At 70.3% G+C, this 19,780-nt stretch carries 16 protein-coding genes and 1 pseudogene; 7 read left to right on the top strand and 10 right to left on the bottom strand.

Annotation, left to right across the window (positions count from 1 at the left end):
- Nucleotides 1-36 precede the first annotated feature (36 nt).
- Complete coding sequence (locus ACWD4J_RS12100; protein WP_451395229.1) at nt 37-831, bottom strand: SDR family oxidoreductase; 795 nt, start codon at nt 829-831, stop codon at nt 37-39.
- The gene (locus tag ACWD4J_RS12095; RefSeq protein ID WP_451395228.1) at nt 828-1,997 is read right to left on the bottom strand and encodes an acyl-CoA dehydrogenase family protein; all 1,170 of its coding nucleotides are present in this window, start codon (nt 1,995-1,997) and stop codon (nt 828-830) included. The genes ACWD4J_RS12100 and ACWD4J_RS12095 overlap by 4 nt, the downstream gene beginning before the upstream one ends.
- A 316-nt stretch (nt 1,998-2,313) precedes the next feature.
- Between ACWD4J_RS12095 and ACWD4J_RS12090 the strand changes: the two genes are divergently transcribed.
- From ACWD4J_RS12090 to ACWD4J_RS12080, 3 genes are read left to right on the top strand one after another with little or no spacing between them, the layout of a single operon-like run.
- Entirely contained in the window at nt 2,314-3,483 is a 1,170-nt protein-coding gene (locus tag ACWD4J_RS12090; protein ID WP_451395227.1) for an acyl-CoA dehydrogenase family protein, read from the top strand.
- Nucleotides 3,483-4,472, top strand: coding sequence for an acyl-CoA dehydrogenase family protein (locus tag ACWD4J_RS12085; RefSeq protein WP_451395226.1), 990 nt, complete (start codon nt 3,483-3,485; stop codon nt 4,470-4,472). Before ACWD4J_RS12090 ends, ACWD4J_RS12085 begins: the two co-directional genes overlap by 1 nt.
- A gap of 16 nt (nt 4,473-4,488) precedes the next feature.
- On the top strand, nt 4,489-5,568 hold the full coding sequence (locus ACWD4J_RS12080; RefSeq protein WP_451395225.1) for an acyl-CoA dehydrogenase family protein: 1,080 nt from the start codon (nt 4,489-4,491) through the stop codon (nt 5,566-5,568).
- Nucleotides 5,569-5,599: 31 nt separating this feature from the next.
- Here the strand turns inward: ACWD4J_RS12080 and ACWD4J_RS12075 are convergent, their stop codons facing one another.
- The 4 genes from ACWD4J_RS12075 to ACWD4J_RS12060 all read right to left on the bottom strand — a co-directional run bounded on the left by ACWD4J_RS12075 (nt 5,600) and on the right by ACWD4J_RS12060 (nt 9,313).
- On the bottom strand, nt 5,600-6,622 hold the full coding sequence (locus ACWD4J_RS12075) for a TolB family protein (RefSeq protein WP_451395224.1): 1,023 nt from the start codon (nt 6,620-6,622) through the stop codon (nt 5,600-5,602).
- On the bottom strand, nt 6,619-7,887 hold the full coding sequence (locus tag ACWD4J_RS12070) for an MFS transporter (RefSeq protein ID WP_451395223.1): 1,269 nt from the start codon (nt 7,885-7,887) through the stop codon (nt 6,619-6,621). Before ACWD4J_RS12070 ends, ACWD4J_RS12075 begins: the two co-directional genes overlap by 4 nt.
- Before the next feature lie 5 nt (nt 7,888-7,892).
- Nucleotides 7,893-8,780, bottom strand: a complete 888-nt coding sequence (locus ACWD4J_RS12065) for an alkaline phosphatase family protein (protein WP_451395222.1) — start codon at nt 8,778-8,780, stop codon at nt 7,893-7,895.
- A 311-nt stretch (nt 8,781-9,091) separates the two neighbouring features.
- Nucleotides 9,092-9,313 (bottom strand): type A2 lantipeptide, encoded by a 222-nt coding sequence (locus tag ACWD4J_RS12060; RefSeq protein WP_451395221.1) that lies wholly within the window; start codon nt 9,311-9,313, stop codon nt 9,092-9,094.
- Nucleotides 9,314-9,802: 489 nt separating this feature from the next.
- On the opposite strand from ACWD4J_RS12060, the gene ACWD4J_RS12055 reads away from it, so the two are divergent.
- Nucleotides 9,803-11,023, top strand: a complete 1,221-nt coding sequence (locus tag ACWD4J_RS12055; RefSeq protein ID WP_451395220.1) for a GAF domain-containing protein — start codon at nt 9,803-9,805, stop codon at nt 11,021-11,023.
- A gap of 116 nt (nt 11,024-11,139) precedes the next feature.
- Here ACWD4J_RS12055 and ACWD4J_RS12050 read toward each other — a convergent pair whose 3' ends face one another.
- Nucleotides 11,140-11,979, bottom strand: a complete 840-nt coding sequence (locus ACWD4J_RS12050; RefSeq protein ID WP_451395219.1) for a helix-turn-helix transcriptional regulator — start codon at nt 11,977-11,979, stop codon at nt 11,140-11,142.
- Nucleotides 11,980-12,155: 176 nt separating this feature from the next.
- Between ACWD4J_RS12050 and ACWD4J_RS12045 the strand changes: the two genes are divergently transcribed.
- Nucleotides 12,156-12,857, top strand: a complete 702-nt coding sequence (locus ACWD4J_RS12045) for an alpha/beta fold hydrolase (protein WP_451395218.1) — start codon at nt 12,156-12,158, stop codon at nt 12,855-12,857.
- Nucleotides 12,858-13,420: 563 nt separating this feature from the next.
- On the opposite strand, the gene ACWD4J_RS12040 is transcribed toward ACWD4J_RS12045, so the two are convergent.
- The 3 genes from ACWD4J_RS12040 to ACWD4J_RS12030 all read right to left on the bottom strand — a co-directional run bounded on the left by ACWD4J_RS12040 (nt 13,421) and on the right by ACWD4J_RS12030 (nt 17,552).
- Nucleotides 13,421-13,798, bottom strand: coding sequence for a nuclear transport factor 2 family protein (locus ACWD4J_RS12040; RefSeq protein WP_451395217.1), 378 nt, complete (start codon nt 13,796-13,798; stop codon nt 13,421-13,423).
- A gap of 63 nt (nt 13,799-13,861) precedes the next feature.
- Complete coding sequence (locus ACWD4J_RS12035) at nt 13,862-14,611, bottom strand: SDR family oxidoreductase (RefSeq protein WP_451395216.1); 750 nt, start codon at nt 14,609-14,611, stop codon at nt 13,862-13,864.
- A gap of 454 nt (nt 14,612-15,065) precedes the next feature.
- Nucleotides 15,066-17,552, bottom strand: coding sequence for a hypothetical protein (locus ACWD4J_RS12030; RefSeq protein ID WP_451395215.1), 2,487 nt, complete (start codon nt 17,550-17,552; stop codon nt 15,066-15,068).
- 510 nt (nt 17,553-18,062) lie between these two features.
- On the opposite strand from ACWD4J_RS12030, the pseudogene ACWD4J_RS12025 reads away from it, so the two are divergent.
- Both ACWD4J_RS12025 and ACWD4J_RS12020 read left to right on the top strand, forming a co-directional pair.
- Nucleotides 18,063-18,452, top strand: a pseudogene (locus ACWD4J_RS12025) (alpha-amylase); the annotation flags it as partial.
- 87 nt (nt 18,453-18,539) lie between these two features.
- On the top strand, nt 18,540-19,760 hold the full coding sequence (locus ACWD4J_RS12020) for a metallophosphoesterase (protein ID WP_451395214.1): 1,221 nt from the start codon (nt 18,540-18,542) through the stop codon (nt 19,758-19,760).
- Nucleotides 19,761-19,780 lie beyond the last annotated feature (20 nt).

The raw sequence follows: 19,780 nt of genomic DNA, 5'->3' as shown, positions 1-19,780 counted from the left end.
GCTACTGCTGATTTTCGGCACCTGGCCATTCTTGCCTCACGCGTGCTGGCTGCTGACGGACAGGACCTCGCCCGTCATGTACGAGGAGTAGCCGCTGGCCAGGAAGACGATGACGTTGGCGACCTCCCACGGCTCCGCGTAGCGGCCGAACGCCTCGCGGGATGTCAGCTCCTGAAGCAGTTCGGGCGTCGTGACCTTCACCAGGTGCGGGTGCATGGCCAGGCTCGGCGACACGGCGTTGACGCGTACCCCGTACTCGGCGGCCTCCAGCGCGGCACAGCGGGTGAGGGCCATGACCCCGGCTTTGGCGGCGGCGTAGTGCGCCTGGCCCTGCTGCGCGCGCCAGCCGATCACCGAGGCGTTGTTCACGATGACGCCCCCGCCGCCCGCGGCCTTCATACGGCGCAGGGCGGCGCGGGTGCAGCGGAAGGTGCCGTTCAGGGTGACGTCGAGGACCTTGTTCCACTGCTCGTCGGCCATGTCGACGAGGTCGGCCGTGCCGCCGAGACCGGCGTTGTTGACGACGATGTCGAGGCGTCCGTGCAGCTGCTCGGCCAGGTCGAACAGCGCGCCGACCTGCGTCTCGTCGGTCACGTCGCAGGGCAGCGACGCGACCCGGTCCGTACCGAACTGTGCGGCGAGCTGCGCCTCGGACTCCTTGAGCCTGCGGGCGTGGGCGTCGGAGATGACCACGCTCGCGCCCTCCTCCAGGAGCCGCTTCGCGGTCGCGCCGCCGATGCCGGCTCCCGCGGCGGCGGTGATCACGGCGGTGCGGCCGGCGAGCAGGGCGTGGCCGGGAACGTACGGCGGGGGCGTGACCGGTGCGCTCACGGGCGGGCCTCCTTCGGCAGGCCGAGCACCCGCTCGGCGATGATGTTGCGCTGGATCTCGTTCGATCCGGCGTAGATGGTGTCCGAGCGGGAGAAGAGGAAGAGCCGCTGCCAGTCGTCGAGGTCGTACGGCTCTCCCGCCGCGAGCATCCCGGCGGCGCCGCACACGTCCATGGCGAGCTCGCCGAGCTCGCGGTGCCAGGTCGCCCAGAAGATCTTGCCGATGGACGCCTCCGGGCCGGGTGCCCCGGCGGCGACACCCTCGAGCATCCGCAGCGCGTTGCAGCGGATGATCTCCAGACCGATCCAGGCCTGCGCGATCCGGTCGCGGATCAGCGGATCGGCGGCCGCGCCGTTGCGCCTTGCCAGCTCGATGACCGCCTCCAGCTCGCGGCGGAAGCCGACCTGCTGGCCGAGGGTGGACACACCCCGTTCGAAGCCGAGCGTGGCCATGGCGACCTGCCAGCCCTCGCCCGGCGCTCCGACGATGTTCGACACGTGGGTGCGGGCGCCGTCGAAGAAGACCTCGTTGAACTCGGAGGTGCCGGTCAGCTGGGTGATCGGCCGGACCTCCACACCGGGCTGGTCCAGTGGCACCAGCAGATAGGACAGCCCCTGGTGGCGCGCGGACCCGGGTGCGGTGCGGGCGAGCACGAAGCACCAGTCGGATTCATGCGCGAGTGAGGTCCAGATCTTCTGCCCGGTGACCACCCACTCCTCGCCGTCGAGCTCGGCCCGGGTCCGTACGCCTGCGAGGTCCGATCCCGCGTCCGGCTCGCTGTAGCCCTGGCACCACAGCTCCTCGACGGCGACGATCGGCGGGAGGAAGCGCTCGCGCTGCTCCGGGGTGCCGAATGCGATAAGGGTGGGCCCAAGCAGCTGCTCGCCGATGTGGTTGACGCGCGCGGGGGCGTCCGCGAGGGCGTACTCCTCATGGAAGGCGACCTGCTGCTCGAGCGTGGCGCCACGGCCGCCGTACTCCTTCGGCCAGCCCACACAGGTCCAGCCCGCGGCGGCCATGTGCCGCTCCCAGGCGAGGCGTTCGGGATACGCCTCGTGTTCCCGTCCGGGGCCGCCGCGCCCGCGGAGGGCGGCGAACCCGCCGGTGAGGTTGGCCCGCAGCCATGCGCGGACCTCGGTGCGGAACTCCTCCACGCTGCTGCTCATTGGGCGGCTCCGGACACATCGCGACGGACGGACTCTCGACCTCTCGACTCCTCGAACTCAAGGCCCCTCGGCCTCCCGACTCCTCGGCCTCTCGGCGGCGGGACGGCTCGGCCGCCTCGACGGCCGAGGGCCCGCACGCTAACCTACCAAACAATTGTTAGGGAAGGAGGGGGCGGATGTCTGCTGCCCGCACGACGTCCACGGCACCGGTCCGATACGAAAGCCGCGGCCCCGTCGCAGTCGTGACGATGGACCGGCCCGATCACTGCAACGCCCGCGCGATGACGGAGGCCGGTGCGAAAGGGGCCGGGACCTGATGGACCTGGATTTCACGGCGGCACAGGACGCGTTCCGCGCCGAGGCCCGCGACTGGCTCGCCGCCCACGTACCCGCCACGCCCCTGCTCTCGCTGGAGACCGCCGAGGGCTTCGCCGCGCACCGGGAGTGGGAGCGCACGCTGTTCGCGGACCGCTGGTCGGTGGTCTCCTGGCCCGCGGACCACGGTGGCCGGGGCGCCTCGGTCCTGGAGTGGCTGATCTTCGAGGAGGAGTACTACGCGGCCGGTGCGCCCGGGCGCGTCAGCCAGAACGGCATCAACCTCCTCGCTCCCACCTTGTTCGAGCACGGGACCGGGGAGCAGCGCGCCCGCATCCTGCCGCCGATGGCGAGCGGCGAGGTGATCTGGGCCCAGGCCTGGTCGGAGCCGGAGGCGGGATCGGACCTCGCCGGCTTGCGGTCCACCGCCGTACGGACCGACGGCGGCTGGCTGTTGAGGGGGCAGAAGACCTGGTCGTCGCGTGCAGCGTTCGCCGACCGCGCCTTCGGCCTCTTCCGCAGCGACCCGGACGCCGGCAAGCCGCACCACGGTCTGACGTACCTGATGTTCCCCCTCGACGCGGACGGCGTGACCGTACAGCCCATCAGGCGGCTCGACGGCAAGCCGGCCTTCGCCGAACTCTTCCTCGACGACGTCTTCGTGCCCGACGAGGACGTCATCGGCGAGCCGGGCCAGGGCTGGCGGGTCGCGATGAGCACGGCGGGAAACGAACGCGGGCTGACCCTGCGCAGCCCCGGACGCTTCATGGCCGCCGCCGACCGGCTGACCGCCCTGTGGCGCGCGCAGGCGGACCCTGCCGACAGCGCCCTGCGCGACCGGGTGGCCGACGCGGCGATCGGCGCCCGCGCCTACCAGCTGTTCACCTACGCCAACGCCTCCCGCATCGCCGCAGGGGGTTCCATCGGCGCGGAGTCGAGCCTCAACAAGGTCTTCTGGTCCGAACTGGATATCGCCCTGCACGAGACGGCCCTTGACCTGCTCGGCCCGTACGGCGAACTCGCCGACGTCGCCGAGGAGGCACCCGCGCACGGGAGTTGGGCCGAGGGGTACACCCTCTCCCTCGCCGGGCCCATCTACGCCGGCACCAACGAGATCCAGCGCGACATCATCGCCGAGCGGCTGCTCGGCCTGCCGAAGGGACGCCGGTGATGCGGTTCCTCCTCGACGACGAGCAGCGGGAGTTCGGCCGCACCCTGGACGGCATGCTGACGGCGGCCGACACCTCCGCGGTCGTACGGGCCTGGGCGTCCGGGGACACCGCTCCCGGCCGTGCCCTGTGGGCGCGACTGGCGGAGACCGGGGTCTTCGCCCTCGCCGTCCCGGAGCAGCACGACGGCCTGGGCGTACTATCGGTCGAACTGACCGTCGCCTTCACCGAACTGGGCCGTCACGCCGTACCCGGCCCGCTGGTGGAGACCGTGGCCGCGGCCGCCCTCCTGGACCGCCTCGGCGACGCGGCGGCGGCCGCCGCCTGGCTGCCCGGCATCGCCTCCGGCAAGACCGCCGCCTCCCTGTGCCTGCTCTCCCCCGGCAGTCCGTACGCCCTGGACGCCGACGCCGCCGACGCGGTCTTCGTGGTGGATGGCGACACCGTACGCCTGGCGGAGTCGGCCGGCCCCGTTCAGCCGTCCGCCGACCCGGCGCGGCGGCTGTCCCGGCCGCTCGGCGGCACCGTCCTGACGAAGGGGCCCGAGGTCGCCGCCGCAGCCGCGCACGCGGCGGATGTCGCCGCCCTGACCACGGCGGCCCAGGCCCTCGGGCTGGGCCGCACCCTGCTGGCACGCACGGTCGAATACGCGAGGCAGCGCACGCAGTTCGGAGTCGCCATCGGCTCGTTCCAGGCAGTGAAACACCGTCTGGCGGACGCGTTGATCGCCTTGGAGTTCGCCCAGCCGCTGATCCACGCCGCGGCACTGGCTTTTGCGGCGGACGCCGCGTCCACCGGCCGGGAGATCGCCGCGGCGAAGGTGAGCGCGTGCGAGGCCGCGTACACCGCCGCCCGCACGGCCCTGCAGCTCCACGGAGCCCTCGGCTACACCGAGGAACTGGACCTCTCCCTGTGGATCCGCAAGGCCCGCGCGCTGCGATCCGCCTGGGGCACGCCCGCAGTCTGCCGCGCCCGCGTGCTCGCCCCCTGACGGAAGGAGCAGATGGATGAGGCTGACGGAGGAGCAGGAGCAACTGCGGTCCGCCGTACGGTCCTTGCTCGGGCGTCACGAGGGCGCGGCGGCCTGGCGGCCACTGGCCGAGCAGATCGGCGTGGCCGGGCTCGCCGTTCCGGAGGAGTACGGCGGCGCGGGCTGCGGAGCCCTGGAGGTCCATGTCGTCATGGAGGAGTTGGGACGGGAGCTGAGCCCGGTGCCCTGCCTCGGGTCCGCGGTGCTCACGGTGCAGGCACTGCTCGCCTCAGGCGACACCGCGGCGTGCACGGAACTGCTGCCGCCGCTCGCCGAGGGCCGGGCGGTGGGGGCCCTGGCATGGGCCGAGCAGGGATCCTGGGACCCGGCGGCGATCCGGGCCGAAGCCGCGCCGGCCTCCGGACCGGGCGGGACCTGGCGGATCAGCGGTACCAAGGAACACGTCCTGGACGGAACCGGGGCCGAGGTGCTGCTCGTGGCCGCCCGGACCGGTGCAGGGATCTCGCTCTTCCACGTGGCCGCGGACGGAGCGGGAGTACACCGCGAGGCGGTGGTCACGATGGACCAGACGCGGGCGCAGGCACGCGTGGTGCTGGACGGGGCCGCGGGCCGGCTCATCGGCGAGGAGGGCGACGGCGGCCGGATGCTGCGGCACGTCCTGGATGTGGCCTGCACGGCGCTGGCCGCCGAGCAGGTCGGCGCGGCCGAACGCTGCCTGGAGCTCACGGTCGCCTACGCCAAGGACCGTGTGCAGTTCGGCCGGCCCATCGGCTCCTTCCAGGCCCTCAAGCACCGGCTCGCGGACGCGTACGTGCTGGTGGAGTCCGCGCGCTCGGCCGCGCTCGGTGCGGCCTTCGCCGCCGCCGCGGGCTCGCCGGAGCTGTCCCGCTCCGCAGCCATCGCCAAGTCCGCCTGCTCGGAGGCCTTTTCGACGGTGGCGGGCGAGATGATCCAGCTCCACGGCGGCATCGGCATCACCTGGGAGCACGACGCCCATCGCTACTTCAAGCGCGCTCACGGCACGGGCCGCCTCTTCGGCCCGCCGGCATGGCACCGCGGCCGCCTGGCGGCAGATCTGGGCCTGACACCGGCCTGACCGCGCAATCCGCCCAGCGGCGGCACGGCGTTCATCCCAGATAGGCAGGGGCGAGGGCGGAGGCCATCATCCGGCGGGCCGCGCCGGTGCCGTCGGCGGGGACGCTCCACAGGTCCGAGCCGTAGTCGCCGGGCAGGGCGTAGACGAGGGTCGAGTCGTCCGCCCACAGCGCCTGGTCGTCGATGTTGCGCTGCTCGGCGGTCGCGGTCTCCTTCATGGTGCGCAGATCGAGGACGTACAGCCGCCAGGGGGCGTCGGGTGAGGCCCCCTCGACGCGTTTCTTGTACGCGATCCGGGTCCCGTCGGGCGAGAGCGAGGGGCATTCGACGTTGCGGTGCAGCGTGGTGAGGGTGCGTTCGGCGACATCGCCCCGGACGAGGTAGGTCTGGCCGCCGGTCGCCAGTGTGGCGTAGAAGCGGTTGTCGTCGGCGAAGGTGACACCCCAGATGTTGGTGTCCGCGGCGTGGTAGGGCTTGCCGTCCTTGATGACGCGGAAGGTCTCCAGGTTGTCGTTGATCGCCCAGGTGCGGGTGTCGACGATGGCGGTGCGGGTGGAGAAGTGCGTGCCGGCGTACGAGTCTCCGCTGACGAAGACCGTCCAGGCGACCATGTGGCCGGAGGGCGAGACCCGCGCCCGGGTGGGGATGCCCGGTGCCGGGAAGCGGTGCAGCTCGTGCAGGTGCGAGTCGAGCACCACCGCCCGGTAGGTGTCCTCCAGTGCACCGTGCACCGCCTGCAGGCAGATCCCCGTACCGGCTGCCGCGTGGAAGCGCAGGCACTTGACGCCCGACACGGTGCGCGGCCCCTGCGGACGGCCGGCGGGCACGGTGGCGATCTCGTCGCGGTGCGGGCCCCAGGCCAGGTTGCGGAACAACAGCAGACGGCCGGACGTCGGCCGGAGCGAGACGGCACCGGCCTTCACGGTCGGGCCGTTCGCCTGCTGCTCGTCCCGCATGCCCGACCGATGGGCGGCGTGCAGCACCGCCCCGGTACCGACCGCCCCGAGCATCAGGACAGCGGTCAGCAAGATCACCAGGCGGGTGGTTCGGGTCATGCGGACACCTCATCGGCACTTCGGAGGACGAACGAGGCCGCGACGGCGCTGACGGCCAGCGCGGCGGCGGTGACGGCGAGCGCGGTCCGCCCGCCCCACAGGCTCCAGGCCGCGCCGAACGCGAGCGAGCAGGCGAACCGGGCCAGCGCCTGGCCGGTGCCCACCAGCGCCTGGCCGGCACCCTGGTGCTGCGCCGGGACGGCCCCGGCGGTGGCGGCCGCGAGCACCCCGTCGGTGGCCGCGTAGAAGGAGCCGTGCAGCACCAGGACGGCGACCACGGCCGGGACACCGTGCCACGGGGAGAGCACCAGGCCGTAGCCGAGGAGCAGGACGCCGTGGCCTGCCAGGAAGAGCCTGCGGCGGCTGACGCGGTCGGCAAGCGCGCCGAGCGGGACAGCGAGCAGCAGGAAGACGGCGGCCGTGCCCAGCGGCAGCAGCGGGAACAGCTGGGCGGGCACGCCCTCTTCGCGCTGAAGCAGCAGATAGAGGAAGGAGTCGCTGACGGTGGTGAGGCCGAGCAGGGCGGCGCACAGGGTGAGCCGGCGCAGCTCGGGGCGGCGCAGCAAGCCGAGCGAATCGCGCAGGGCCGGCCGGGCCGGCTCGGGCAGGCGTACGGCACCGGCCGAGTGGATGTGGCGGGGCACGAAGAGCACCAGCACCAGGACCCCGAGGGCGGCGACGCAGCCGCTGATGGTGAAGACCGCGTCGTAGCCGTCGACGGTGGCCCGCAGTACGGCGAAGGCGACGAGCGGGCCGAGCAGCGCGCCGGTGGTGTCCATGGCACGGTGCACGCCGAACGCCCGTCCCCGATGCTCGGGTTCGGTGGCCAGCGAGATCATCGCGTCCCGTGGTGCGGTGCGCAGGCCTTTGCCGGTGCGGTCGGCCGCGAGCACGGCACTGATGACGGGGAGGGTGTGGGCGAGCAGCAGCAACGGCTTGCACACGGCCGACAGGCCGTAGCCGAGGCCTGCCACCACCTTGTGCCGCCGGCCTCCGCGGTCGGCGAGGTGACCGCCGGCCAGCCGGACCAGAGCGCCGACGCCGTTGTTGATGCCGTCGAGCAGCCCGAATCCGAGCGGCGACAGGCCGAGGCCCGCGACCACGTAGAGCGGCAGGACGGCCGTGACCATCTCCGAGGAGACGTCCGTGATCAGGCTGACCGCACCCAGGGCCAGCACGGTGCCGGGCACAGCGGCCGGCCGCCGCCCCGGACGGGAGTCCGGGACGACGGCGGCCTTGGTGCTGCGGGAGTCCGCGAGATACACGGGCGTCAGTTCCAGATGCCGGAGATGTCGGATGCCGACGCGGCGTTGCCCGCGTGCGCGGTCAGACCGGCCAGGTCCTCGACCGTGCGCAGGACGTTGTAGTGGTTGTAGGTGGTGGAGCTGGAGCTGCCGGGCGTGACGTGCTGCCCGTAGAAGACGGTGGGGATGCGGTTCCCGGACTGCTTGTTGTCCTCGTCGAAGGTGACGGCGAGGATGCTGTTGTGGGTCTGCGCCCAGGTGGCGTAGGCACCCAGGTTGTTCTTGATCCAGGTGTCGCCCGTGGAGACCGAGCAGTCGTGCATGTCGCTGCACAGGTTCGGCGTGACGAAGGAGACCTTCGGCAGGGTCGTGTAGTCGGTCGGGAACTGCGCGAAGGTCTTCGCGGTGCTCGTCGGCACGTTGGAGAAGCCGAACCACGGGTTGTGCTTCTGCGCGTAGTTGCCGCTGCTGCAGGTCGTCGAACCCTGGCTCGGCAGCGACTCGTTGTAGCTCGCCCAGGTCTTCCCGGCGGCGATCAGCTCGGAGGCGAGGTTGGGCGCGGAGATGGAACCGACCGAGACGCAACTGTCGTCGGTGCGGCCCTGGTTGGAGCCCGAGAACAGCATGTAGTAGTTCGGCTCACTGGGGTGGGTGAGGCCGTACGACTGGGTGAGGTTGGCGCCACCCGCCTTGAGGGTGTTGTTGATGTACGGGGCGCTGGAGCTGCCGATCACCTGCGAGTAGGCGTGGTTCTCCATCACCACGACCACCACGTGGTCGGGGGTCGGAAGGGCGGCGGCCTGAGCCGAGCCCGCGGTGGCCCACAGGCCGATCGACGCGGCGGTGAGGGCGGCAGCCCCGGCCAGTGCGGCGAGGGGACGTCGGTTGCGCTTGGGAGCCTTGACGGCGGTCATGACTGTCCTCCGGACAGAAGTGACGGGTGTGGGGGGCGGGGAGCGCCGTAAATCTAGAAGCCGCCACGTGCACGCGTCCGCACGTCGTGAGTGAAGAACAAGAGAACGATGGCTCTGCCAGGCAAAGCCCAGGTCAAGCAGTCACCAAGCCGCTGTAGTGCACTGCACTGCACTACACCGAAAATACCGCTTGGCCCGGACCCTGTGAGGTCCGGGCCAAGCGGCGGTCTGCCGGTGCAAGGAGGAACCGGCAGACCGCGGTCACTGCTCGTGCCTGTGCCGCGTCGCGGCGCACGATCGGTTCGATCCGCTCACAGGGTCGGGATGAGACCCGTGATGGCCGAGGTGTCGATGCCACCGGAACCCTGGCCGGTCAGAGTGAGCTCGGCCGGGACGAGACCGCTGACGCCACCGGAGACCCAGGCGCCCTTGCTGTCGATGCCTGCGGAGAGCCAGGCGCCGTCTCCGCCGGACACGTTGTCCAGGTCGGTCTCGGAGATTTCCTGCGTCGCAATCTGGGGGATGGAGCTCATGATGTGAGGTTCCCTTCACGTGGCGTTGAGCGATGGATACGGCCCGCCCGGCCGACAGGCGTGCACACGGTGCAGGCCGCGGTAGCGGGAGTCGGCGCAGCGCCAAGTGCCCGGTAACGGCACCTTTCGTACGACTTCCGCGCCGCGAAAAGGAAAGCATGCGCGCTACCTGCAAAGCCAACGAAGCCGTCTCCGCTTGTGAAGCGTTTCGCTGCCGGAGTGCACAATGTGCTGGCATATCCATGAACTTGTAGCCGGTTCTTCACCCGAACGAAGGTGTACTTTCCGCGAGCTTTGCAGCCCGCCGTAGCGAACAAGGCAAACCACCCCAAGGGAGTTGCCGACTGTCCCAGTGTGGCGGGGAGACTCGGAGAGAGTGTGCCGTCAGCGTCACCTGTGTGCAGATTCGCTGCAGGCTTGCCGGCCCAGGCCGCCCGAAGCCGCACCGGGAATGCCTGAGTCGTCGTCAGCTGACGGCAGGGGAGGGACATGTCACAGCGCAGTGACCTCAGGCGTCGCAGGGCCGAGCTGGAGGACGAGTGGTCCCGGTGGGTGCCTTGGATGAAGACGGCCCGCTGGTCCCCGGCCGGTGCCGGGGCTCTGCGGTCCGAGGTCTCCGAGTCGTGGGTGCGCTCTCTCGTCAGCGTCGACCCCGCCCGTGACAGCGCGCCCGTCTCCGACGGCGACGCGCTGCGTCAGCGCTGGGCGGTCTCACCGCTGCGCCGGCCGGTCGACGACCTGGCCGACGAGCTGCGCAGCATCGCCGAGGACGCGGGATTCGTCACCGCTGTCACCGACGAGTCGGGAACCATTTTGTGGACGTGCGGCGGCCGCACCATGCGGCGCCGGGCGGAGCAGGTCGACTTCGCGCCGGGCGGGCGCTGGGACGAGGAGGCCATGGGCACCAACGCCCTCTCGCTCGCGCTGCGCACCGGCCGTCCCAGCAGCGTCTTCTCCGCCGAACACCTGGTGACGGCGCTGCACGGCTGGGTCTGCTACTGCGCGCCGGTCCACTCCCCCGACGGACGGATCCTGGGCGTGCTCGACCTGTCCACGACCTGGGACCGCTCGCATCCGCCGGCCGTGTCCACGGTGCGGACGCTGGTGTCCACGATCGAGGCCAGGCTCCGCACCGAGCTGCCCGGACAGGGCCACCGGGACGCCGCCCCGGTCCGGCTGACCTGTATGGGCGCGGAGGAAGCCGCCCGCGAGGGCCGGCTGCTGGCGCTGCGTCCGCGCCAGCTGGAGATCCTCGCGCTTCTCGCGCTGGAGCCGAACGGCCGAGGGTGCGGAGTTGGCCGTGGTGCCGCTGGGCACCGAACTGGCCAAGGACCCGGCCGTGACCGGTGCGAAGGCCGCCAAGCCCGGCACAGACCGCCGTTACGGGACTGCCCGTGCTCCCCTGATTCGTCTGGTGCCCGCCGAGCGCGCGCCCGCGGCGCCCGCCGGAGTGGATGCGGTGCGTTCCGCCCGGCGGGCGCCGGCCGACGCGGACGGGCAGGAGCGACCGTTGGCGACGCGCTCCTCCTCCACACGTTCCGTATCCGCCACAGCTGGTACAGCAGCGCGAACCGGCTTTCCTGGTCGGCGACCGGGTGTCGAACGACTCGCACCACAGCTGACTCCGCGGCGCTGGCGGGGTGCCTCCGGTTCACAGCATCGGGCGGGCGATGGCGTCCGGCCCGGAGCGGCACGTGTGAGCGAGGCTGACCGCCGAGGCTAACGACGCGGGGCCGCGCCGGGACCCGACCCCGGTCCCAGGTGACCTCGGAAGATTGGCCTAAGCCTCGTCACGCGTTTCCGTTGCCGACGCTGGATACGCGGGCTCAAGGGGTGAGCTGCTGGTGCCCTATGACGGAGAGCAGTTCGAGCTTGCTGTGGCTCTCCGTGCCGGGGCGGGTGGTCAGCACCACCAGGATCTGGGCGCGGTTCTCGGTGAACAGGACCTGGCCGTCGACATCGATACGGCCGAGTTCGGGATGAACGACGGTCTTGCTCTCGTCGTAGCGCTGGGCAACCTCCTGGAGATCCCACAGCCGGACGAACTCAGGGCTGTTTTCCTGGAGTTCGGCGAGGATCCGAGCGGCTCGGGAGACATCGCTGCCGGATGCCAGTGCGGCCCGCAGGCGGGCTGCCTGGGCGCGGCCGTGGCGTTCGTGATCTTCCTCGGGGTACACCAGGCGCTCGGCGGGGTCCAGGAACCAGCGGTAGTAGGCGCTGCGGGCCAGGCCGCTGTGGCGGGTCTGGTCGCCGAGCAGCGCGATGCCCAGCGGGTTCATCGCGAGCGTGTCGGCCATGTCGGTCACCACCAGGGCCGGGGAGTCGTCCAAGCGGTCCAGGACCCGCATCAGCGTCGGGCTGACGTGCTCGGAGCGCTGGAGGCGGGCCGGGGCGTTGTGGCCGATGAGGACGAAGAGATGGTCGCGTTCGTCCAGGGTCAGCCGCAGCGCCCGGGCGAGGGCGGCGGTGATCTGGATGGAGGGCTGCGGGGCGCGCTGCTGTTCCAGACGGGTGTAGTAGTCCGTGGACATGCCGGCGAGCTGGGCGACCTCCTCGCGGCGCAGCCCCTGGGTGCGCCGGCGCGGACCCTCGACCAGCCCGACATCGCGCGGGCGCAGCGACTCACGCCGCCGACGCAGGAATTCCGCCAGTTCCTTCTTGTCCATACCCACCATCGTCGCCGCTTCCCGCCCAGCTATCCAGAGACCGCCGATCCATGGATAAACCGTCCTCTCCCGCCCGCCCGCGGCGCTTGTACGGTCGACGCCGCGGGCGCTCACAGCGATATGAGCCACGTCACACCGCCGACGACCCAGCCCCCACCGAGTGAACGGAAGAACGGATGACCATTTTCAGCGATCACAGCATCGAGCTTTCACGGCTTACTTTTCATTATCGCGAGGCGGGTGATCCGGATGCGCCGCCAGTCGTTCTTCTGCACGGACTCATGTACGACGCGCGAGACTGGGACGAGATGGCGAGCTTTCTCGCCGAGCGCTATCGCGTCCTCGCCCTCACTCAACGCGGCCATGGCGAAAGCGCCTGGCCCGGTACGTATTCCTTCGAGCTGGGGTCCGGTGATATCGAAGCGTTCACCGATGCGCTTTCACCAGGCCGCTTCACGTTGATCGGCCACTCGATGGGCGCACGGGCCGGATGCATCTTCGCGGAGAAGTGGCCTGAGCGGATTGAGCGGATGGTGTGGGAAGACACCGCTCCCATCGACGTGGACTTCCCGGAAGATTCCGGAGAAGTGCCCGGTGCCGTGCCTTTCGATTTCTCTGCGGCCACCTCGCTGGTGCACCAGATCCACAACCCCGATCCGTCCTGGTGGAACGACCTTCCCAAGATCACCGCCCCGACGCTCATCATCGGAGGAGGGTCCACCAGCTACACCCCCCAGGAAGGACTGGCTGAGGCTGCTCGCCTCCTCCCTGATGGCCGGCTGGAGACGATCGAGGGCGCCGGGCACATGGTTCACCGTACTCGCCCAGAGGAATACAAGGAGCTGCTGCGGAAGTTCCTTGTGGAGAACGGAAAATAGAAGATCTTTCGCCGACACGGAGCCGACGACCCACCCTCTCGCTGAACGACCTTCTCAGTACCTGGTCGACAACATGTTCCCCGTCGACTGCCCCTAAGAAGCCACTGCCCAGGCCGTCGACTCTCTGTATGCCCTGCCGCTGAGAATGTGGTCGACATCGCGGTGCACGCCGAATCGCCCGTTCCTATAGCGGAGCTGGTGGAGGTGACGGGCCGGTGGTGCGCGGATTTCGCGGTTCGCGGGGATCGTCGCGAGGATCGAGGTACCCGTCCACTACGAGCCGGCCGGGCATGACCGGTTCTGGCACAGCAGCGACGAAACAGTCGCCGCCTTCGGGAAGGCTTTCACCGCTGCCCCCTCGGTGACCGCGCGGCGCATCCCGGGCGGTGGCCACAACACAGCCCGATGCGGTCGGGAGAGCAGGCGGGGCGGCGGAGCTGAAGCTGCCGGAACAAGCTCAGCGACATCGCTGAGCACGGTCAGGACATCGTCGTAGGAGCCGTAGGCCTCTGCGCAGAGGACTCAGGTTCTTGGATCGGGGCCGAAGCAGGCGAACTCTGTGGTCACTTGACCTGTATGACCCGCTTGGAAATCCGCCATCCGTCATCGGTACGCCGCAGTTCGTCCGCGTAGACGACGCTGGCGACGGTGCCGCCGTTCACGACGCCCAGGCCCTTGGAACGGACCCGGACCTCGTCGCCCGGCCCCTCCGACACGACGATGTTCGTCGTGTGATGAGCGCTCGCGTGCCCGTCGGCACTCAGGACGGAAGTGATCGCGTCCAGTCCGACGACCGGCTCGAAGTCGAACACACTTCCGTCCCAGACCGCGTCCTCGGTGAGGACTTCACCGAGGCGGCCCAGCTCGTGGTCGTCCATGATGTGGCCCCACAGCGCCAGGACCCGTGCTATTTCGACGGTGTCTTCGTTGGTGATTTTCACGTCGGCCCTTCCTGTCTCTGACTGTCTCTGCACGGATTGAGAACGAATTGGCCGGGACGTCCCTCAGCGACCGCTGAGCATGGCGAGGGCCTCGTCGTAGGAGCCGTTGGCCACCGCGTCGCGAACGAACCGGGCACGCTCCACGACAAGCTCCTTGGCGTCGGGCTTCTCACGCAGCAGGCCGAGGGTCTCGGTGAGGAAGTCCTCCAGCGGCATCGAGCTCTCGTCGTCCTGCTGGCCCAGCAGGGTCGTGCGCACGCCCGGCGGGGCCACCTCGATCACCTGAACGCCGGCGTCCGCCTGCGCGAGCTGCACGCGCAGGCTCTCGGAGAAGGAGTGCAGCGCGGCCTTGGTCGCGTTGTAGGTCGGGGTGATCGGCAGCGGTACGAACGCCAGCGCGGAGGTGACGTTCATGACGACCGCGTCGTCCTTGCCCAGCAGCTGCGGCAGGAAAGCGTACGTCATCCGGATCGTGCCGAGCAGGTTGACCGTGACGTGGTCCTCGGCGACCGGGAGCGAGGCCGGGTCGAGGAGGTTCTCCCGCAGCATGATGCCGGCGTTGTTGACCAGGATGTTCAGCTCCGGATAGCTCCGCGCCACCGTCTCGGCGACGCGGGCGATCGACGCCGGATCGGCAACGTCGAGGACGAGCGCGTCGATGCCCGGGTGCTCGGCCGTGATCTCGTCGAGGAGCTCCTTGCGCCGCCCGGCGACGATCACCTTGTTGCCGGCCTCGTGCAGACGCAGGGCCAGGCCGAGCCCGATGCCCGAGGTGCCGCCGGTGATCAGGATCGTGTTGCCGGTCATCTTCATGGGGGATCTTCTCTCCTTCGCTGGCTACGGGCCGGTGAGCGCCCGCAGCCTCGACCGTAGGAGCGCCTGCGCAGGGGCGGGAGAGGAAGGTTTATCCATGGATCGGCGGTCCGTGCCTGATGAAGCCCGGATTGCCTGCCTGTCACGCAGTACGAGGAGCTCAGCGCACCGCGCGGCCCAGCGACGTGATCACCGCCCAGCCGGGCCTGTCGGCGGTGCGCGTCAGACTGGTGCTGCTCCATGCGGCCGCCGACCAGATCGTGGCCGCCCGCGGCATAGCCCCGACCGAGGCACGAAAGACTGAGCGGCGGCGGGGCTCGAGTTCACACCTGGACCGCGGCGCAGGAGCGGCTGATGCCTGCCTGCTCCGTCAGGCAGCGTCGAGCCATGGCCCGTGCCGGACGGCCCAGCGGCCGCCCGGCACGGGCGCTATCGACTCCGGGAGAAGGACGGTTCACTCACCGGCGGCACACACATCGCCCTGCGGACCGGGTACGTCGGCGGCGTCGCCGTCGTCCTCGACAACGGTGAAGGTGCCGAAGGCGTGGCTTCCCATGACCGCGTGGGACGGGTTGGTCGCCGATACTTTGAACGAGGTCGAGGCCGAGGCGCCCGCCACGGTGTCCCCGTACGTCGGGACCGGAACAGCGACGCAGGTACGGCCCGGTGCGAAGGTCACCGCCTGCACCGTGTCACGGGCCGTGCCGACGGCGGCGCCGAAGACGCTGACGTACGCGGTGACGGGGCGGTTCTGCGGCTTCGAGAGGGTCACGGCAACCTGCGCGGTGCCCGGCCCGTCGCCCTCAGCCACGGTTGCGGGGACGACGTCCACGGTGGCCTGCCGCTCGGGCACGCGGGCGCCGGTCGACGGGCTCTCCGCGGTCAGATCGGAGAGATAGACACCACCGGCCGGGGTGGCGCCGGTGAGACGGATCTCCCTGATGTTCTTCACGTCCACATGCTCGGCCAGCGTGGCCACGGGCACGTTCACCTGCTGCAGGATCACCTTGCTCAGCCACGGCGACGTGGTGCCTGGCAGGCGGCTGACGGCGGCGGGGTTGAGCGCGGAGACCGGCGACGACCAGGTGCGGCCACGGCCGTCCACGACGGTGAAGGCCAGGTCGGTGGAGTGTGCCACGTGCTCGTCGGCGGCTGTCTTGAAGGTGAGCCGGACGCTGTGGCTCAGGTCCCGGTCCTTGTTCGGCACGGCGACCGAGACGCCGCCGCCCTCCGTGTCCCAGGTGAGGTGGAGCATGGAGGAAGAGGGGATGTTCCACGCCCACTGTGCGGGCGACCAGTGCGGTACGGCGGCCTCGTTGAGCCCCGTCGAACAGAACGGCAAGGTCTGCGGAAGGGTCACGCCGCCGGTGCCACCCATGCTCGCGCAGATGGTGGAGGTGGCGCCGCCGACGGTCGAGACGACGGGGTCCGCGGCCTCGAAACTGGCCAGGTCGGTGCGGTCACGCTCCGGCTGAGTGGCCGCGGAGGTGACGGTGGCGAAGGACGCCACGGACGGGGCGATCACGTTCTCGCCGTCGAACAGAGGCAGGAACTTCTGTTCCCCGCCGAGCACCATACGGAAAAAGCCGGAGATGTACGCGGTGCCGACCGCGACCTGTTCGTTGGGTGTGAGCCGGGTGGTGTCGGCCGCCTCCGGGTCGCATACCGGGTCGCTGGTGGCCGGTGCGTAGGACCAGTCGTCACTTGTGCCCGAGGGCCAGCCGCCGGGCGTCCATATCGTGTTGAAGTAGTTGTGGTTCGCGCCCTGCACCAGCACCGCCGAGCGGAGCACGTTGTCGTCGAAGGAATGGCGGGAGTCGTCGACGATGTGCTGCCCCATCAGGTTCTCCACGTCGCCGTCGCAGTACGGCAGTACGGTGGCGGTCACTGTGTTGGGCAGGGAGAACCGGTCGTAGTCGACGGGGGCGAGCGGCAGCACGGCGCGGATGCCGAACTGCTCGCGCACCGGGCGGGCATCGTTCAGGGTGGCGGCGGCGACAACGCCCTCACCGCCGCGGGAGTGCCCCATGATTCCGACGTTGTTCAGGTCGAATTGGCCCACCAGGTCGGCCGAAGACAGACCATGCCCCGCCAGAGCGTCCACGAGGCTGACGTCCCTGTCGGTGAACGCGTCGTGACGCACGGCGGATCTGCCCTCGTCGGCCTCCTTCAGCAACTGAAGTGTGTCGAGGACGAGTTGGCCGCGCGCTTGGGCGCCGTAGTCCGCGGCGCGCTGGTTGTCGGTGGCGTTGATGGCGTTGGCCGAGATGGAGACCACCGCGTAGCCGTTGCTCGCGAGGGCGCGGGCGGGTGCGTCGTAGCCGAGGTAGCTGGGTATCGGGTTACGGTCCTCGGTGCTGTCCGGCGAGGTGCGGCAGGGCCAGCCCGCCGGGTTGGAGCGGCCCGATCCGTAGCAGGAGCTGTGGCGGCCGTGCAGGAACACCACGACGGGGTGGTCCCCGCCGCCCGTCGGCAGGTAGATCTTTCCTTCGAGCTCACCTCGGGTGCCCCCGATGTTGAGCAGTGGGACCGCCTCGTCGCCGTATGCGTAGATGCCCTCCTTCACCACGTACGGACCCGGCGCGGCGGGGTCGGCGGCCAGGGTCTGCGGGGTGGCGGGGAGTTGGGTGACGGCGCCGTCCGCGGTGGCTTCCTGTGGCCCGGGAGCGTCGGCGGTGACGCTCTGTGCGGTCACTACGGAGGGGTCGGTGGTGACGAGGCTGAGCCGCATGCCGTCGGCCGACTCGGTGGCGGGGCCGAGGGATGTCCCGTCGGCGGTGAGCGTGGGCGCGTCGGCGGTGGCGGGGAGCGGCTTCGGCAGGTCGAGGGTGACGCGGAAGCCACCCGCGACACGTTCGACCTTCCAGTTGTCATGCGGTGCGGAGGCGGCAGCGGCTGGGCTCTGCGGCAGGCCGAGGGCGGCCAGGCCGGCCAAGGCCAAGGCCGCAGCGGCGCGCGCGGTACGTCGGGGGGGGCTTGACAAGGTTGGTGTCCCTTACATGCTGTGCGGTGAATTGCGGACCTGCGTTCGATGCCTGGCACAGTAGGAACGCCGCGTTTACTCCCGGAGTCGATCTTGTTTCTGGCGTATCCCGCAGTGAGGGAAGTGATTTCTTGAGGTGACCCATCCCGCTTTGCCCTGATATCCACGGCGAGTTCAGTAGCTCGTGTACGAGCAGATCGGCCGCGCCTCCGGCAGCCGCGATGCGTGGCGCCGACCGAAGGTGAAGTACGTCAGCGCCCCGGAACGTCACCACCGAGAGCCTCGCGCGCATCTCCCCGTACCCGACTCAGCACATCCGGCGCTTCGGTGAATGCTCCACGCACGAACTCGGCCTCCAGCCCGAGGCGTACGACCCGCGCCTTGACACCGACTCAGCCTGCTGCGCGGCGACGCACCACCCGGACCCCAGGGGCATTGCGTGACGGAGATCGGCCAGGTTCACCAGGTTCCGACGACGTACAAGCCGCCCTGGACCAGTACCACTACGAGGAGACGCAGGGACCGGCGGGCCAGCCCACGTCGGACAACGCCTTCCTGAGCGGCAACAGGTACCACACTCCCGACCACAGCCGGTTCAGCGGCATGGACATCATCGACATGCGGATGCACAACAACTTCAGCTACGCGTCCAACGCCTTCAACAACGGCAAGGACTCCGACGACGCCACCTACAACGTCGTGTACGTCTACAGCCACGACTACGGCCTCAACAAGTCCAGCACCCGCTACAGCGGAGGCACCGACGCCTGGGCGGAGAACATGTCGCTGATGTGGCCCTTCCGCGGCATCCCGACCCTCTACTACGGGTCCGAGATCGAGTTCCAGGCCGGCAAGCAGAGGCCGCGCCCATGAACGCCGGTCCAGCCGACCCGAGGGCGACCGGATACAGTGCGCGAGACGGCAGCCTGGTCAGGGAGGGGAAGCGTGACCGCCACCAGCAACATCCGACCCGCCGACGGTGAAGCGCGACCGCCGCGGCAGAGCCGACTGCACCGCCTGATGCGCTACATCCCCCTGATCGCCCCCGTCCTGCTGTGGGCCGTGCCCTGCTGGGTGCTCCTGCACAGCGGCCAGCACTGGCCGCTGCCCGTCACCCTGGTCGGCACCGCCCTGTTCACCCTCGGCCTCATCGGTATGCCGCTCGCGATGGTGCGCGGCCACGGCCGGCGCCAGCAGGACCGGGCGGCGATCGTCGGTGACACTCTGCTGGGCACCAGCTGGGTTCTGTTCACCTGGTCCGTTCTGCTCGGGGTCCTGTTGCGGCTCGCCCTGACCGTGGCCGGCGTCGGCGAGAGTCAGGACCGGGCCCGAATCGTCACTTGGGCCGTCCTCGGCGTAACCGCCGTACTGCTCGGCTGGGGGTACGCCGAGGCGCGCCGCGTGCCACGCGTGCGCCGCCTCGACGTGAAACTCCCGCGACTGGGTGCCGGGTTGGACGGCATCCGCGTCGTCCTCATCACCGACACCCACTACGGCCCCCTCGATCGCACTCGCTGGTCGGCACGGGTGTGCGAGAGGGTGAACACCCTGGAAGCCGACCTGGTCTGCCACACCGGCGACATCGCGGACGGCACGGCCGAACGCCGCCGCGCCCAGGCCGTCCCACTCGGTACCGTGCGGGCCACCCGGGCCCGTGTATACGTCACCGGCAACCACGAGTACTACAGCGAGGCCCAGGGCTGGGTCGACCTGATGGACGAGCTGGGCTGGGAGCCGCTGCGCAACCGCCATCTGCTGCTCGAACGCGGAGGCGACACCCTCGTGGTCGCCGGCGTGGATGACGTCACCGCCGAGTCCTCCGGCCTGGCAGGCCACCGCGCCCACCTCGCCGGAGCCTTGAAAGGCGCCGACCCCGACCTGCCCGTCCTGCTCTTGGCACACCAGCCCAAGTTCGTCGACCGGGCGGCAGCCGAAGGCATCGACCTCCAACTCTCCGGCCACACCCACGGCGGCCAGATCTGGCCCTTCCACCACCTGGTCCGCATCGACCAGCCCGCCCTCGCCGGCCTCAGCCACCACGGCGCCCGCACCCTCCTCTACACCAGCCGCGGCACCGGCTTCTGGGGCCCGCCGTTCCGCGTCTTCGCCCCCAGCGAGATCACCCTGCTCGTACTCCGCTCTCCGCACCTGCCCACCTCGCCGTAGCACTGGGCGGGCCGACACCC

The organism is Streptomyces sp. NPDC002577, assembly GCF_053594815.1.
Note: the sequence above shows the minus strand (reverse complement) of the source record. Positions and strands in the feature narration are given on the sequence as shown.